The 15,173-nt window shown below is 73.0% G+C and carries 15 protein-coding genes; 9 read left to right on the top strand and 6 right to left on the bottom strand.

The window, feature by feature from the left end; translation table 11 throughout:
- The first annotated feature begins 29 nt into the window (after window positions 1-29).
- From AC5RWQ_RS03910 to AC5RWQ_RS03895, 4 genes are all read left to right on the top strand, one after another.
- Entirely contained in the window at window positions 30-737 is a 708-nt protein-coding gene (locus AC5RWQ_RS03910; RefSeq protein ID WP_494281363.1) for a hypothetical protein, read from the top strand.
- The gene (locus AC5RWQ_RS03905; RefSeq protein ID WP_494281362.1) at window positions 734-1,543 is read left to right on the top strand and encodes an SDR family NAD(P)-dependent oxidoreductase; all 810 of its coding nucleotides are present in this window, start codon (window positions 734-736) and stop codon (window positions 1,541-1,543) included. Before AC5RWQ_RS03910 ends, AC5RWQ_RS03905 begins: the two co-directional genes overlap by 4 nt.
- 157 nt (window positions 1,544-1,700) lie before the next feature.
- Window positions 1,701-2,240 (top strand): orotate phosphoribosyltransferase, encoded by a 540-nt coding sequence (pyrE, locus tag AC5RWQ_RS03900; protein WP_494281361.1) that lies wholly within the window; start codon window positions 1,701-1,703, stop codon window positions 2,238-2,240.
- A gap of 57 nt (window positions 2,241-2,297) precedes the next feature.
- A complete protein-coding gene (locus AC5RWQ_RS03895) occupies window positions 2,298-2,675 on the top strand; it encodes an ArsR/SmtB family transcription factor (protein WP_210777125.1) in 378 nt (125 codons plus the stop codon).
- 172 nt (window positions 2,676-2,847) lie between these two features.
- On the opposite strand, the gene AC5RWQ_RS03890 is transcribed toward AC5RWQ_RS03895, so the two are convergent.
- From AC5RWQ_RS03890 to AC5RWQ_RS03875, 4 genes are all read right to left on the bottom strand, one after another.
- The gene (locus tag AC5RWQ_RS03890; RefSeq protein WP_494281360.1) at window positions 2,848-3,735 is read right to left on the bottom strand and encodes a DedA family protein; all 888 of its coding nucleotides are present in this window, start codon (window positions 3,733-3,735) and stop codon (window positions 2,848-2,850) included.
- Between the two features lie 128 nt (window positions 3,736-3,863).
- Window positions 3,864-6,383, bottom strand: a complete 2,520-nt coding sequence (locus AC5RWQ_RS03885; protein ID WP_494281359.1) for a polynucleotide kinase-phosphatase — start codon at window positions 6,381-6,383, stop codon at window positions 3,864-3,866.
- Window positions 6,380-7,828: a 3' terminal RNA ribose 2'-O-methyltransferase Hen1 gene (locus AC5RWQ_RS03880; RefSeq protein ID WP_494281358.1), complete on the bottom strand. Its 1,449-nt coding sequence runs from the start codon at window positions 7,826-7,828 to the stop codon at window positions 6,380-6,382. Before AC5RWQ_RS03880 ends, AC5RWQ_RS03885 begins: the two co-directional genes overlap by 4 nt.
- Before the next feature lie 113 nt (window positions 7,829-7,941).
- A complete protein-coding gene (locus AC5RWQ_RS03875; protein ID WP_494281357.1) occupies window positions 7,942-9,504 on the bottom strand; it encodes an LPXTG cell wall anchor domain-containing protein in 1,563 nt (520 codons plus the stop codon).
- Between the two features lie 261 nt (window positions 9,505-9,765).
- Between AC5RWQ_RS03875 and AC5RWQ_RS03870 the strand changes: the two genes are divergently transcribed.
- Together AC5RWQ_RS03870 and AC5RWQ_RS03865 are read left to right on the top strand one after the other, a co-directional pair.
- Entirely contained in the window at window positions 9,766-10,251 is a 486-nt protein-coding gene (locus AC5RWQ_RS03870; protein WP_494281356.1) for a SigE family RNA polymerase sigma factor, read from the top strand.
- A complete protein-coding gene (locus AC5RWQ_RS03865; protein WP_494281355.1) occupies window positions 10,248-11,306 on the top strand; it encodes an LCP family protein in 1,059 nt (352 codons plus the stop codon). The genes AC5RWQ_RS03870 and AC5RWQ_RS03865 overlap by 4 nt, the downstream gene beginning before the upstream one ends.
- 33 nt (window positions 11,307-11,339) lie before the next feature.
- Here AC5RWQ_RS03865 and AC5RWQ_RS03860 read toward each other — a convergent pair whose 3' ends face one another.
- Complete coding sequence (locus tag AC5RWQ_RS03860) at window positions 11,340-11,552, bottom strand: hypothetical protein (protein ID WP_334486654.1); 213 nt, start codon at window positions 11,550-11,552, stop codon at window positions 11,340-11,342.
- Window positions 11,553-11,682: 130 nt separating this feature from the next.
- Here AC5RWQ_RS03860 and AC5RWQ_RS03855 point away from each other — a divergent pair, with 130 nt between their 5' ends.
- Both AC5RWQ_RS03855 and fbaA read left to right on the top strand, forming a co-directional pair.
- Window positions 11,683-12,066, top strand: coding sequence for a phage holin family protein (locus AC5RWQ_RS03855; protein ID WP_494281354.1), 384 nt, complete (start codon window positions 11,683-11,685; stop codon window positions 12,064-12,066).
- 125 nt (window positions 12,067-12,191) lie between these two features.
- Window positions 12,192-13,214: a class II fructose-bisphosphate aldolase gene (fbaA, locus tag AC5RWQ_RS03850; RefSeq protein ID WP_494281353.1), complete on the top strand. Its 1,023-nt coding sequence runs from the start codon at window positions 12,192-12,194 to the stop codon at window positions 13,212-13,214.
- Between the two features lie 53 nt (window positions 13,215-13,267).
- Here the strand turns inward: fbaA and AC5RWQ_RS03845 are convergent, their stop codons facing one another.
- Complete coding sequence (locus AC5RWQ_RS03845; RefSeq protein WP_494281352.1) at window positions 13,268-14,473, bottom strand: LOG family protein; 1,206 nt, start codon at window positions 14,471-14,473, stop codon at window positions 13,268-13,270.
- 266 nt (window positions 14,474-14,739) lie between these two features.
- Here AC5RWQ_RS03845 and AC5RWQ_RS03840 point away from each other — a divergent pair, with 266 nt between their 5' ends.
- Window positions 14,740-15,168 carry a DUF3151 domain-containing protein gene (locus AC5RWQ_RS03840; RefSeq protein ID WP_494281351.1) on the top strand — a complete coding sequence of 143 codons (429 nt, stop codon included), beginning with the start codon at window positions 14,740-14,742 and terminating at the stop codon, window positions 15,166-15,168.
- Window positions 15,169-15,173: the final 5 nt, after the last annotated feature.

Genomic DNA, 15,173 nt, shown 5'->3' with positions numbered 1-15,173 from the left:
CATCCCGACGCCTACCGGAGGGAATTGTCGTGTCGTACCCGGATCAGGTGCCCGCGCGTCGGCCGGTCGCCGTCACGCTGGCGGCGGCGGTGCTGGCGTTGATGGCCCTCGCCGCCGCCGTGTACGCCGTCGTGTCCCTGCTCGCCCTCGGTGGCACGGTGGACCGCTTCCGGGCGGCCGCGGCCGGGACGACCGCGAGCGCCGACGACGTCGACGGCGTGGTCCTCCTGCTCCGCGTGCTCACCATCGTCTCGGCGGTGCTGACCGTGCTGGTCGGTCTGCTGCTCGTCGGTCTCGCCGCCGGCCTGCTGGCGCGCCGCGCCGGCGCCCGGGTGGCCACCTGGGTGGTCTGCGGCCTGGGGCTGCTCCTCGGATGTTGCGGGGTGGCGGTGCTGGTCGCCCAGCGGACCAACCCGGTACGCGGCCAGAGCAGCACCAGCGGGGAACTGGTGGGCCTCCTCGGCGACGCCTACCCGTCCTGGTGGATCCCGGTGAACGGAGGGCTTTCGGTGGCCCAGGCGCTCGGCTACCTTGTGGTGGCCCTGCTGCTGGCGCTGCCGGCAGCGAACGCCTGGTTCCGTCGGCGCGGGCCCGCTCCGGCCGGCCCCCGCCCAGCCCCGCCGTACGGCCCGGCTCCGCAGCCGCCGCCCCGCGGGTCGGTCCCGCCGGGTCCGCCGCCGTACCAGCCCTATCCGCCCCCGCAGTCCCCGCTGCCGCCCGTTGAGGACCGCCCGTGACGTCCGAGCCCCCGCCCACCGAGCGACGTGCCCTGGTCACCGGTGCCACCGCCGGCATCGGCGAGGCGTTCGCCCGACGGCTCGCCGCCGACGGCTCGCACCTGGTGCTGGTCGCCCGGGACGCCACCCGGCTCGCCGACGTGGCGGCCGACCTGACCGGCCGGTACGGCCACCAGGTGGAGATCCTTCCCGCCGATCTGTCCACCGACGACGGTTGCGCGACGGTGGAGCGGCGGCTCACCGGCGGTGCTCCGGTCGACCTCCTGGTCAACAACGCCGGGGTCAGTCTCAACCGGCCCTTCCTGCGCTCCACCGTCGCCGACGAGGAGCGGTTGCTCCGGCTCAACGTGCACGCGGTGCTGCGGCTGACGCTTGCCGCCCTCGGTCCGATGACGGATCGACGGAACGGGGCAGTGATAAATGTCTCTTCCGTCTCGGGTTTTGCCCCGGTCATGCCCGGCTCGACGTACCCGGCCAGCAAGGCGTGGGTGACCAGCTTCAGCGAGTCGATCGACCAGTCGGCGCGGCCGTTCGGCGTACGGGTGATGGCGCTCTGCCCTGGTTACACCCGGACCGGGTACCACGAGCGCAACGGCATCGACATGTCCGCGACCCCGGGGTGGATGTGGCTGCGGGCCGAGGACGTGGTCGACGAGGCCCTGCGTGACCTGCGCAAAGGCAAGGCGGTCAGCGTTCCCGACTGGCGTTACAAGCTGGCCGTGGCCGGGCTGCGGCACGCGCCCCGACGACTGCTGCAACTGGCGTACCGGGACCGGCGGGGCCGGGTCGACCCGACCGGGGGCTGAGCCGCGGCGGTGCCCCGTCCGCCGGCCGCGGCGGCGGACCCGATCGACGCGATCATCGCGGAGCGTAGCCGTCCATCGCCACCCATCGTCGCCCGCGAGGTTGACCTGGGTGGACCCCACAGACGGCGCACAGACTCGCGCAGTACCCTCTATCGCCATGGGGGACCACGACGACCTGCGTAAATTCATCACTGACCTGGCGGTGGTCCACGGGCGGGTGGTGCTCTCCTCGGGCCGCGAGGCGGACTGGTACGTGGATCTGCGTCGCGTCACGCTCCATCACCGGGCCGCACCGCTGGTCGGTCGGGTGATGCGGGATCTGACCGCCGACTGGGAGTACGACGCCGTCGGCGGGCTGACCCTGGGCGCCGATCCGATCGCGGTGTCCATGCTGCACGCCGCGGCGGAGACCGACCGGCCGCTGGACGCCTTCGTGGTCCGCAAGGCCGGCAAGGCGCACGGTTTGCAGCGACGCATCGAGGGGCCTGACATCGCCGGCCGGCGGGTACTGGCGGTGGAGGACACCTCGACGACGGGCGGCAGCGTGTTGACCGCAGTCGAAGCATTGCGCGAGGGCGGGGCGGATATCGTGGGTGTGGCGGTTATTGTTGATCGAGGCGCCGGCGACGCGGTGCGAGCCGCCGGACTGCCGTATCGGGCGGCCTATACGTTGGCTGACCTCGGCCTTGTGGCGTAAAAATTTGCCGATTCGGATCTGCTGATATGCAGGCGGATCGATGCTGCTGGTGGAAGGATGGAATACGTGGGAACTGCGTTGGCTGAAATGACCATGCCTCAGATCTCGCCGCTTGCCGGCGAGCCGATCGAACGTGCCGATGCCGAGCGGCTGGCGGGGGTCCTCAAGGCCCTTGCCGACCCCGCGCGGCTGCGGCTGCTCAGCCTGATCCAGTCGGCCCCCGAGGGCGAAGCGTGCGTGTGCGACCTGACCGCGCCGCTCGGCCTCTCTCAGCCGACGGTCAGTCACCACCTGCGTATCCTCACCGAGGCCGGCTTGCTGGAGCGGGAGAAGCGCGGTGTCTGGGCGTACTACCGGCTGGTGCCGGCGGCGATCGCCACGATCGCCGACCTGCTCACCCCGCCGCGCAAGCGGGCCACCAAGAAGGCTCGCTGACTCCTCGCGCCGTCCCCGCCGGGGGCGGCGTCCGGTGGCGTACCAGGGGTGGCGTCATCGGGCGGTGACGCCTGCCCGTCACCACTGAGCTCGTTGCACCACCACCGGCTCCCGGTGGCGCACGTCGACGAACGGCCGGTCCCGCCCGGGACCGGCCGTTCGTCGTACCAGGTCAGTGGCCCTGGCCGGGCCCGCCCTGCGGCGGCTCCTGCCGGTACGGCTGCTGCTGCGGGTGGGGCTGCTGCTGGTACGGCTGCTGCGGGTGGCGCGGCTCGTCGTGGTGCAGACGGTGCTCGATGGTGTCGCGGACCGCGTCCACCGCGCCGGCCGCGCTCGCGGCGGCGATCACCGCGACCGCCTCGCCGCGCTTGCGGGCCCGCCGGTCGCGGAGAAACTCGAAGAAGATCGGCAGCACCGAGATCAGCACGATCAGCACCACCACCGGCAGGATGTACCGGTCGATCTTGTCGCCGATGGCGTGGTAGATCTGGTCGGCGAGCAGGTAGCCGATCAGCAGGATGCCGTCCACCCAGAGCACCGCGCCGACGATGTTCCAGATCAGGAACTGGCGGGCCGGCATGCCGAGCACGCCGGCGACCGGGTTGAGGAAGGTCCGCACGATCGGGATGAACCGGGCCAGCACCACGGCCTTGGCCGGGCCGAACTTCTGGAAGTAGTACTCCGCCTTCTCCACGTACTCCCGCTTGAAGAGCCGGGAGTTGGGGCGGTCGAACATCCGTCGGCCGTACCGGGCGCCGAGCCAGTGCCCGAGCTGGGCGCCGAGGATCGCGCAGATCGGGCCGCCGATCAGCAGGCCGATCAGCGAGAGCCGGGTGCCGTCGCCGAAGATCGCGTCCGCCACCGGCGACGCGGCGACGCCGGCCAGGAAGAGCAGCGAGTCACCGGGGAAGAAGAAGCCGACCAGCAGGCCGGTCTCGGCGAAGAGGATGGCCCAGACGCCGACCAACCCGAAGGTCTGCAGCAGCTCCTTGGGATCGAGCGGGTTCAGGGCGACCGTCTCGACGACCACCCGGGTCTTCTCACCTGTGTCCACGGCCACACAGGCTACCGAACTCCCCTGTGGCTCCACTCCGCCGGCCGTACCTACCCGGAAAGAGTGGCCGCGGCGGGCGGGACAGCCACTCCTTCCGGGAACGTGCCCCGGCACCGGGGCCCGGGCGGGTCGGGTCAGAGGCGGGGGTCGACCGGCTCGGACTCGCAGGCGAGGATGGCGAAGACCAGCTCGTGCCGGCGCCAGAGCGGGGCGTTCTCCGCGAACGCGTCCAGCGCGGCCAGCCCCAGGGCGTGCTCGCGCAGCGCCAGGCCCCGCTTGCGCCCCAGCGACCTGCGGCGCAGCGCGGTGAGCTGACCCGGGTCGGTGTAGCCCGGACCGTAGATGATCCGCAGGTACTCCCGACCGCGGCACTTGATCCCCGGCTGCAGCAGCGAGCCCTTCGGCGACCGGGCGGTCAGCCCGGCGTACGGCTTGACCACCATGCCCTCCCCGCCGGCCGCGGTGAGCGACAGCCACCAGTCGGTGGCGGCCGCCTCCGCCGCCGGGTCGGCCAGGTCGACCACCTGCCGCCGGGTCGGGGTGAAGAACTCCGGGTCGGCCGCGCGGAGCCGGTCGGCCAGCGCCAGGTGCCAACCGTGGTCCCGGTCTGCGAAGTTCACCCCGGCCCCCGCCAGCACCGCGAACGGCGCCAGGGTCACCCCGCGCAGCCCGTCCGTCGGCGCCACGTACGCCCGGTAGGCGGCCGAGTAGCCCTCGACCTCCTGCCGGCGGGCCGCCATCCGGTCCCGCAGGTCGCCCACCGGCAGTCCGCGTCGGGCGGCGACGTCCAGCGTGGCGAGCACCGCCGGCAGCGCCGCCCGACCGGCCGCGCCGACGCTGGCGTACTGCTCGCGGATCAGCGCGCCGGCCTTCGCCGACCAGGGCAGCAGCTCGCAGTCGAGCAGCAGCGCGTCGGTGCCCAGCTCCGCCCAGAGCCCGGCCGCGGTGACCGCCGCGCGGACCCGGGCCAGCAGCTCGGAGTCCAGCGGCGGGCCGAAGAACGGCCGGCCGGTGCGGGTGTGCACCACCCCGCCGCCGAACGGCCCGCCGGTGGACTCCCGCTCGACCAGCACCACCGCCCGCGAACCCATGTGCTTCTCCTCGCAGACCACCACGTCCACACCCGCCGAGCGGAAGTCGTCGAACGCCTGCGCCGGGTGCTCCAGGAAGCCGTCGACGGTCGACGTCGAGCAGGGCGCCATGGTCGGCGGCAGCCAGACCAGCCGCCCCGGGTCCACCGCGAACCGGCTCATCACCTCCAGCGCGGCGGCGGCGTTCTCCGCCGGCACGGTGAGCGTCCCGTAGGCGTGTTCGAGGTGCCGCCGACCGGTGACGTCCGCCAGGTCCAGCACGGTGTCCGGGCGGGCCGGCGCGGCGACCAACGGGCGGACCGGCGCGTACCACTCCTTGACCGCCGGAACGGCGACCAGCTCCTTCTCCGGGTAGCGCAGCGCGGTCAGCTTTCCGCCGAACACGCAGCCGGTGTCGAGGCAGATGGTGTTGTTCACCCACTCCGGCTCCGGGGTGGGGGTGTGGCCGTACACGACCATGGCCGAGCCCCGGTAGTCCCGTGCCCACGGGTAGCGGACCGGCAGGCCGTACTCGTCGGTCTCGCCGGTGGTCTCCCCGTACAGCGCGAACGACCGCACCCGGCCGGACGCCCGGCCCTGGTAGGCCTCCTTCAGGCCGGCGTGCGCCACCACCAGCCGGCCGCCGTCGAGGACGAAGTGGCTGACCAGGCCGTCGACGAAGGTCGCCACCTCGGCCGCGAAGCTTTCCGGCTCGGCGGCGAGCTGGTCCATCGTCTCGGCCAGCCCGTGGGTGAGCCGCACGTCCCGGCCGCGCAGCTTCCGCAGCAGCTTCTGCTCGTGGTTGCCCGGCACGCAGATCGCGTGTCCGGCCGCCACCATGCCCATCACCAGGCGGAGCACGCCGGGGGAGTCCGGGCCGCGGTCCACCAGGTCACCCACGAAGACCGCGGTACGACCAGCCGGGTGCACCGCGTCCACCGGGCGGCCCGCGTCGTCGCTGCGCAGCGTCCAGCCCAGCCGGAGCAGCAGCGCCTCCAGCTCCTCGCGGCAGCCGTGCACGTCGCCGACGATGTCGAACGGCCCGGTCAGCTCCCGCCGGTCGTTGAAGAGCTTCTCGTAGCGGATCTCGGCGGCCTCGATCTCCTCGACGCCGCGCAGCACGTGCACCTTGCGGAAGCCCTCCCGGGCCAGCTGCCCGTACGTCCGCCGCAGGTCGCGCTGCATCCGGCCGAGCACCTGGCGGCCGAAGGTCCGGTCGGCGCGGCCCTGCGTCCGATCCCAGGCCAGCGCCTCCGGCACGTCCAGCACGATCGCCACCGGCAGCACGTCGTGCTCCCGGGCGACCCTGACCAGCCCGGCCCGGGCGTGCGACTGGAGGTTCGTCGCGTCGACAACGGTGAGCCGGCCGCGGCGCAGCCGGGTCGCGGCGACGTGGTGCAGCGCGTCGAAGGCGTCGGCGGAGGCGGACTGGTCGTTCTCGTCGTCGGCCACCAGCGCCCGGAACGCGTCCGAGGAGAGCACCTGGCTGGGGGCGAAGTGCCGGCGGGCGAAGGTCGACTTGCCCGAGCCGGAGACGCCGACCAGCGCCACCAGGGCGAGTTCGGGAATGTCGAGGGTGATCATCGGCTCTCCTCCTTCCGGGTGCCGTCGACGCGGGTCAGCACGGCGAGCTGGGTCGGGGCACCCACCTCGGGATCGTCGTCGCCGACGCCGCTGATGGTGGCGGTGTAGCCGTACGCCGCCCTGACCCGGCCGATCCAGTCGGCGAACTCCGCACGGGTCCACTCGAAGCGGTGGTCGGCGTGCCGGAACCGCCCGGCCGGCAGCCCCTCGTAGCGGACGTTGTACTCGGCGTTCGGCGTGGTCACCACGACCGTTCCCGGCCGGGCGTGGCCGAGGACGGCGTCCTCCAGCGCCGGCAGGCGCGGTGGGTCGAGGTGCTCGATCACCTCCATAAGCACCGCCCCGTCGTACCCGCGCAGCCGGTCGTCCCGGTAGGTCAGCGCGGACTGCCACAGCCGGATCCGGTCGCGCTGCCGCTCGGGCAGCCGGTCCAGCCGCAGCCGGCGGGCCGCCATGGTCAGCGCGTGACTGGACACGTCGGTGCCCACGATCTCGGCGTACCGCCGGTCGGCGACCAGCGCGGTGAGCAGCGCGCCGCCGCCGCAGCCCAGGTCGAGCACCCGGGTCGCGCCGCTGGCAGCCAGCGCGGCCAGCACCGCCTCGCGGCGGCGTACCGCCAGGGACGGCCGTCGAGGCGCTTCCGCCTGCTGCTCGCCGGCCAGGCTGTCGTCGGTCGCCGGTTCGTCGGCCAGTCGCAGCTCGGCCAGCCGCGCCAGGGCCTGCCCGGCCAGGGCCCGGCGGTGCGCCAGGTAGCGGCGGGTGATCAGCGAGCGGTCCGGGTGGTCGGCCAGCCAGCCGGCGCCGGCCCGGAGCAGCTTGTCGATCTCGTCCGGCGCCACCCAGTAGTGCTTGGCGTCGTCCAGGACGGGCAGCAGGACGTACAGGTGGTTGAGGGCGTCGGCGAGCCGGACCGTGCCGGTGAGCAGCAGGTCGACGTAGCGGCTGTCACCCCAGTCGGGGTGCTCCTCGTCGAGCGGGAGCGGGGTGGCGGTCACCGTCCAGCCGAGCGGGGCGAAGAGCCGGGCGGCCAGCTCGGCGCCGCCCCGGCAGCGCAGCACCGGCACCCGTACCTCCAGCGGGAGCGCGCTCGCGGCCAGCTCCGGCCGGTCCCGGGACTCGCCGCGCAGCGCCGAGCGGAACACCGTGGACAGTGCCGAGGAGAGCAGGCTGGACGCGGCGTACGCCCGGTCGTTGACGTACTGCCCGAGGGTGAAGCTCTCCGGGGTGGCGGTGTTCCCGCGACCCCGGCCCCGACCGACGCCGAGCCGCTGCGGATCCACCTCGACCAGCAGCGCGGCCGTGCACCGGTCCTCGTCCGCCTGCGGGTAGAACACGTGCGCAACGCCGGCGGGCAGCGCGAAGCTCTGCACCCGGTCGGGATGCTTGACCAGCAGGTGACCGAGGTCGGTCGCCGGCTGGTGGGTGGTGGTCAGAGTCAGCAGCACCCGGTCATGGTTCCAGGCGCGTCGATCATGCGTCGTCCCGTTTTCGCCGCCGTCGCGTACGACGGAGCCCCGCCGACCGGTGGTCGACGGGGCTCCGGGTGGGACGAGGTGGATCAGGCCACGAAGCGGGTCTTGCGCCGGCGGGCCAGCACGTAGCCGCCGGCGCCGGCGGCGAGCAGCAGGGCGCCGATGCCGGCGATCAGGCCGGTGGCGGTGCCGGTGATCGGCAGGCTGCCGCCGTCACCGCCGCCGTTGCCACCAGCGCTGCCGCCGTTGCCACCAGCGTTGTCGCCGTTGCCGCCGGTGCCCGTGCCGGTCGGATTGATCACGATCTTGGCGGTGTCGTTCTTGCTGTTCGGGTCGCCGTCCAGCCGGACCGCGAGGGCACCGGAGGCGCCCGGCACGACCTTGTCGATCCGCAGGCTGAACTGGTACGGGTACCGCACGCCCTTCGGGGTCTCGCTGGCCATGCACCCGTACTCCCGGGCGCCCGGCTCACCCCACTTGCCGTTCCACTGGTCCCACTCGGCGTCCGAGGTGTACGGCTGGCAGTCGCCCGACACCTCCACGGCCGTGGTGCCCTCGGGGATCGAGACCCGGAACAGCGGCTGGTCCTGGTACTCGAGCAGGGCCGGGCCGAGGTTGGTGAAGCCCGGCTGCACCTCGACGGTGTCGCCCTTCGCGCCCTTGGCCGTGGCGCCCTCGGCGGCGAGGTCCGCCCGGTTGTCGCCGGTCACCTTGACGGTGATGAAAGTGAAGTCGTTCGTAGTGTCGGTGTCGGTCTGCGGCGCGAACGACTTCGCCCCGCTCTCCTCGACCAGGTGCAGCTCGGCCCCGGTGCCCGGCTTGCCCTGCGGCAGGTCCCGGCTGACCAGCTCCCAGTCGTCCTTGGTCCACCAGACGCTCGCCGCCTGGAGGCTCGCGCCGGTCCGGGCGTCCTTGTCGACAGTGAACGGCACCGGCTCGGAGAGCCGGTAGGTCTTACCCGGCGCCAGCTCCTCGTCGAAGGTGCAGACGGCCGCCACGAACTCGCTGTCGACGCAGTTCGAGAAGGTGCCGGCGTACCGGGTGAGGTAGTCGCTGTTCAGCATCAGTACGGCGCCGTGGCTGGTCGCCTCGCTGCCGTTGTGGACGACCGACGGGATGTCCACCCGGGCACCCGGGGCACCGCTGACGATGGCCGTCTCGGGAGCCTGAAGGTCGACGCCCTCGGCGATGGTGACCGTCGAGGTCGCGCTGACCGTCCGGCCGCCGGCAGTCATCACGTACTTCAGGTCGCCCTTGCTGCCCGGCGTGGCCTCGCTCCGGCCGGACACCTGGAAACCGAATGCGGGCCCCTCGTCGTCGGGGACGTCGGTCTCGCAGTGCAGCTTCGTGGCGGCGAGCTCGCACGCCCAGCCGTCACCCTCACCGTGCTGCTCGATGGCAGCGAAGCCCGAGATCCCGGAGAAGTCGATGTCCAGGGTGGTACGACCGAAGCTGGCCGGCCCGCCCTCCGGATCGGTCGGGCTGGCGAAGACGTACGTGTAGCCCGAGTGGTCCGGAGCGACGAGCAGGTCCTGGGTGATCAGCTCGAACGGCGCGGTCGCCGCGACGGCGGGGGTGGCGGAGGCGGCGACGAAGGCGCCTGCGACGCCCAACCCGGCGAGCCAGCGCCGGGTGGAGTGCTTGAGCATTGGGGGTTCCTCCCGTGGGAATGTCCAGGTGGAGCCTGCGGATCTTAAGTTGTCCTTAAGACTTCGCGTCGCCCCGGACGTCCTTCCGGGCTGCTGAATGGGCCGAACGGCTGACTCTGGCCGGCGAGTGGCCCCTGCGACTGTCACGTCTCGTGACCGTACGACCGCCCTCGCATGACACGGCGATGCTGCCGAGTCCGCGCGGATCGCAACGTTCCGGCCGCCCGCTCCCGTCATCATGTCGGGACACCGGGAGGTGCAGTGACGTACGAGGAGTTCGCCGACTCGCGGCTGGCCGCGCTGCTGCGTTACGCGGTCATGCTGACCGGTGATCCGCACCAGGCGCAGGACCTGGTGCAGGACACCATGGTGCGGGTCCAGCTGAACTGGCGCCGGGTCGCCCGGGCCGATTCGCCGGAGCGGTACGTCCGCCGGATGCTGACCAACCAGTACGTCGACTGGCGGCGGGGGTCCTGGGTACGTCGGGTGCTGCTGCGCGGCGAGCCGGAGGAGACCGTGCCGGTGCGCGCCGACCACGCCCAGGACGCCGTGGAGCGGGACCAGGTCTGGTCCTGGCTGGCCCGGCTGCCCCGCCGGCAACGCGCCAGCCTGGTGCTCCGCTACTACGAGGACCTGCCGGACGCGGAGATCGCCGAGATCCTCGGCTGCGCCGTAGGGACCGTCCGTTCGTCCATTTCCCGGGCGCTGGCCACCCTGCGCGCCGAACACATGGAGGTCTGCTCATGACCGTCGAGGAGGAGCTGCGGGCCGCCTTCGTCCGGCACGAGCCGCTCACCCCGCCCACCGGGCCGCTGCGCGCGGCGATCGACCGGATGGTCGTCGGGCGGCGACGGCGTCGCCGCCGGCTGGAGGCGGGGGCCGCCGCGCTGGCCGTGTTCGGCCTGATGGGCGTCGCGATCCCGCAGTTCACCCCGGACCGACCCGGCGGGGAAGCCGTGCTGCTGGGGCAGCCCAGCCCGCCCCCGCCGGCGCCGGCCGGGGCGGTGAACGTGCTGCTGCTCGGCCTCGACGGATCGGCCCCACTGGCGGACTCAGTACTGATCATCCACGTTCCCGCCGACCGCAGCCGGCCCTATCTGGTCTCGCTCCCCCGGGACATGGAGGTGCCCATCCCCGGGCACGGGACCGGCAAGCTGAACAGCGCGTTCCTGAAGGGCGCGGGCGAGGGGCGACCGGACCTGAAGGACGGCTACGAGCTGACCCGGCGCACGGTGTCCGAACTGACCGGCGTACGGGTCGACGCGGGGGCGGTGCTGACGTACCCGGTGCTGCGCACGGTCACCGACGAGTTGGGCGGGGTCGAGGTCTGCCTGCCGCGCCCGGTGCGTTCCACGCACACCGACCGGCTCTTCCCGGCCGGCTGTCAGCGGCTCAACGGCGCGGCGTCGGTGGACCTGCTCCGCCAGCGCAAGGGGCTGCCGGACGGGTCGCTCGACCGGGACCGGAACGCCCAGCTCTTCGCGGCCGGGCTGGTGCGCGGGGCCACCGACGAAGGGCTGGTCACCAACCCGGCGCGGTTGTCCCGGCTGCTGGCCGCGGTGGGCTCGGACCTGACGGTGTCCAGCGCCGACGGCTCCCTGTTGGAGCTGTTCCGGGTCGTGCCGGAGTTGAGGTCGGTCGAGCCGGTGGGGCTGAGCGTGCCGGTCGGGCCCCCGCGGGGGCAGAGTTGGCGGCTGCGGCCCGACCCGCAGGAGGCGCCGGCGTTCCTCGCCGCGCTGCGCGGCGACCGGTTGGCCGGGTGGGCCGCGGCGCACCCGGACCGGGTAAGCCGGCTGCGGTGACCGGGACAGCTCACCCGGCTGGGGTGCGCGCCGTCAGCGGTAGTCGTCCTCGTCCCCGGTGACCACCCGGGCCTGCTCCATCGCGTCCCAGTCGCCGACCTCCAGGCCGCGGTGCGGCTCGGCGTCGATGTCGCCCGGGTCGATCGAGGCGGCCTGCTCGACCGCGTCGGCGGGTTCGGCCTCCGGGTCCCGCTCCTCCGGGCTGAGGTGGTCGCTCGGGGCGAAGTCCTCGTCGGGCTGACCCATCGTCCCTCCCTGGTTCCGGCGGAATACACCCACACCGTACGGGTTGTGCGGGGTCGTCGCGCGGTTGGCGCGGTAAGCGGACTCGGTGGATCGTCCCTCCGGAGGTGCCGGCCGGTGTCAGGATGGAGGCGTGGCTTTCCTGATCCGACTGGTGATCACCGCGGTCGCGCTCTGGGTCACCACGCTGATCGTGCCCGGGGTCGACGTCACCGGCCGCAACGGCGCCAACCAGGCGCTCACCCTGCTCGCGGTGGCGCTGATCTTCGGGGTGGTCAACGCGGTGCTCAAGCCGGTCATCAAGGTGTTCGGCTGCGTGTTCTACCTGCTCACCCTCGGGCTGTTCGCGCTGGTGGTGAACGCGCTGCTCTTCCTGCTCACCGACGCGATCGCCCGCGGGCTGGACCTGCCGTTCCGGGTGGACGGTTTCTGGGCCGCCTTCTGGGGAGCCATCGTGATGGCGGTGGTGAGCTGGCTGATCAGCGTCGCCGTACCGGACAGGCTGGAGGCTCGGTGAGGGAGCCGGTTGTGCCCGGCGCCACCTTCTACGGGATACTTCCCGCGGTGGACAGCGCGGTCCGGCGCCAGCTAAGGAAGACAGCGGCCAGACCGGCCGACAGCGGTAAGTAAGGAGCGTTCGACATGCCCATCGCTTCCCCCGAGGCCTACGCGGAGATGCTGGACCGGGCCAAGGCCGGCCGGTTCGCGTACCCCGCGATCAACGTGACGTCCTCGCAGACCCTGAACGCGGCGCTGAAGGGCTTCGCCGACGCGGAGAGCGACGGCATCATCCAGGTCTCCACCGGTGGCGCGGAGTACCTCTCCGGCCCGTCGGTCAAGGACATGGTGACCGGCGCGGTGGCGTTCGCCGCGTACGCGCACGAGGTGGCCAAGAAGTACCCGGTCAACATCGCGCTGCACACCGACCACTGCCCGCAGGAGAAGCTGGACAAGTTCGTCCGGCCGCTGATGGGGATCAGCCAGGAGCGGGTGAAGCGCGGCGAGGAGCCGCTGTTCCAGTCGCACATGTGGGACGGCTCGGCCGTGCCGGTGGCGGAGAACCTGGAGATCGCCGCCCAGCTCCTCGACGAGGCCGCCAAGGGCAAGATCGTCCTCGAGATCGAGGTCGGCGTGGTCGGTGGCGAGGAGGACGGCGTCGAGAACGCCATCAACGAGAAGCTCTACACCACCGTCGAGGACGGCCTGGCCATGGTCGACGCGCTCGGCCTGGGCGAGAAGGGCCGCTACATGGCGGCGCTGACCTTCGGCAACGTGCACGGCGTCTACAAGCCGGGCAACGTCAAGCTCCGTCCCGAGATCCTCAACCAGATCCAGGAGGCGGTGGGCGCCAAGTACGGCAAGGAGAAGCCGCTCAGCCTGGTCTTCCACGGCGGGTCCGGCTCCCTGCTGTCGGAGATCCGCGAGGCGCTCGACTACGGCGTGGTGAAGATGAACATCGACACCGACACCCAGTACGCCTTCACCCGCCCCGTCGCGGACCACATGCTGCGCAACTACGACGGCGTGCTGAAGATCGACGGCGAGGTCGGCAACAAGAAGCAGTACGACCCGCGGACCTGGGGCAAGGCGGCCGAGGCCGGTCTTGCCGCCCGCGTCGTCGAGGCCTGCGAGCACCTGCGCTCCACCGGCACCACGATGAAGTAACCAGCTCCACTTCCACGGCCGGCGCCCCGCTCGGGGCGCCGGCCGTCGGCGTCTCAGGCCGTGAGCACCGTGACGGCCTCCCGGACATCGTCGGTGAGGTGCACGGTCGACGACAGGTCGCCGAACGGGGACGCGGCGAGCAGCGGCCGCAGCAGCGCCTCGATCGGCAGTTCCGTCGTCCAGTACGCCCGGTCCAGGAAGACGTACGCCCCGCTCGCCCCGTCGGTGCCGTAGTACGTCTTCGTCGCCGCCTGGAACACCTCCTGCACCGTGCCGGCCCGGCCGGGCGCGAAGACGATCCCGCCCCGGGCCAGCCGCAGGATGGTGTCCTCCCGGATGGCGTTGGAGAAGTACTTGGCGATCCGCCCGGCGAAGAGGTTCGCCGGCTCGTGCCCGTACAGCCAGGTGGGGATGGCCAGCCCGCCGGAGCGGGCCCAGTCCAGGCCGGGGGAGCGCTGCTGCGGGACCGCCGGCGGGGTCGCGTACCGCGCGCGGACGGCCAGCGCCGCCGCGGTGTAGCGGTCATGGTCGATGAAGTCGGGCGCCGCCGCGAGCAGGTCGATCGCCGCGGTCAGCTCGTCGGCCGGCCAGGCCGCGAGGAACGCGCCGAGGTTGGCCGCCTCCATCACCCCGGGGCCGCCGCCGGTCACCACGAGCCGGTCGGCCCGGGCCAGCTCCCAGCCCAGCACCGCCGCCATCCGGTACGGCACGCTGCCGCGCGGCACGGCGTGCCCGCCCATCACCCCGACCACCGACTGCGGACCGTGCGCGGCCAGCCAGGCGCGGGTGGCGTCGCCCAGGGCGTTGTCCACCCCGTGGTCGTGCAGCCGCTGGCCGAGCGCCTCCCGGACGTCCGGCAGCGCCCCGCCGTGCGCCCGGAAGTGGTCGTACACCCGGGTGTCGTACATCCCGGCGAACCCGCCCTCGGCGAAGCCGGCGGCCAGGTCGTCGGGGGTGTAGAGGTGCGTCGGCTGGGTCGGGTACGGCAGGCCGGAGAACGGGGGCACCACGTTCGCCCCGCGCCGGACCAGGTCGGCGCCCACCTCCCGGGAGGCGAACCGGCAGCCCACGAAGAGGGTGCCGGCGACGTCGGTGCCGGTCAGGTCGGGCACGGGGTCGAGGTCGAGGCGGAGCCCCTGCACAGTCAGGCCGGCCAGGCTGCCGGTCGCCCGGCGTCGGTCGAACTCCTCCCGGGTCTCGATCTCGTCATGGTGGCTTTCGTGCGGCGCGAGGACGTCCGCGGGAGGTGGGGTCGGCACCACGCCATCCTGCCCCGGCCCGGCAACCCGCCAAACCAGGGCCGCCGGATACGACAGGAGCCCGGTGACCGAGGCCACCGGGCTCCTGCGTAACCGGTTCCTGGGGAGGCTCCGGACCAATAGTTGTAGTGGAAAACATCTCGCGGCGGCATGGGCCGCAGGGCCGGGGGCGGAAGCCGCAGGCGTGACGAACGCCTCCACCGTTCAGCCAGCGCATCGCCCGGACCCCCTCGCGCGGCGGGGGGCGAAGCGGGTTGAATGGGGCGATGCAGAACCTGTTGCCGGAGCCCCCGGCCACCCTCCTGCCCGCGTACGACGAGGCCGACGCCGCCCTGGCCGACGCCGGGCAGGCGGACACCGACGAGGCGTACGCCGAGGTCGCGGCCCGCTTCCCGACGCACAGCGCGGCCTGGGCGGCGCTGGCGACCCGGGCGTTCAACGCCGGGCAGACCATCGCGGCGTACGCCTACGCCCGGACCGGCTACCACCGCGGCCTGGACCAGTTGCGCCGCAACGGCTGGAAGGGCCACGGCCCGGTGCCCTGGTCGCACGCGCCCAACCAGGGCTTCCTCCGCTGCCTGTACGTGCTCTCCCGGGCCGCCGGCGAGATCGGCGAGGCGGACGAGGCGGCCCGCTGCGCCCAGTTCCTGCGCGACTGCGACCCGGCCGCCGGGGACGCCCTGGCCGGCGCCTGACCCCG

Source organism: Micromonospora sp. BS32, assembly GCF_059089345.1.
This window is presented reverse-complemented; position numbering and strand designations above follow the sequence as displayed.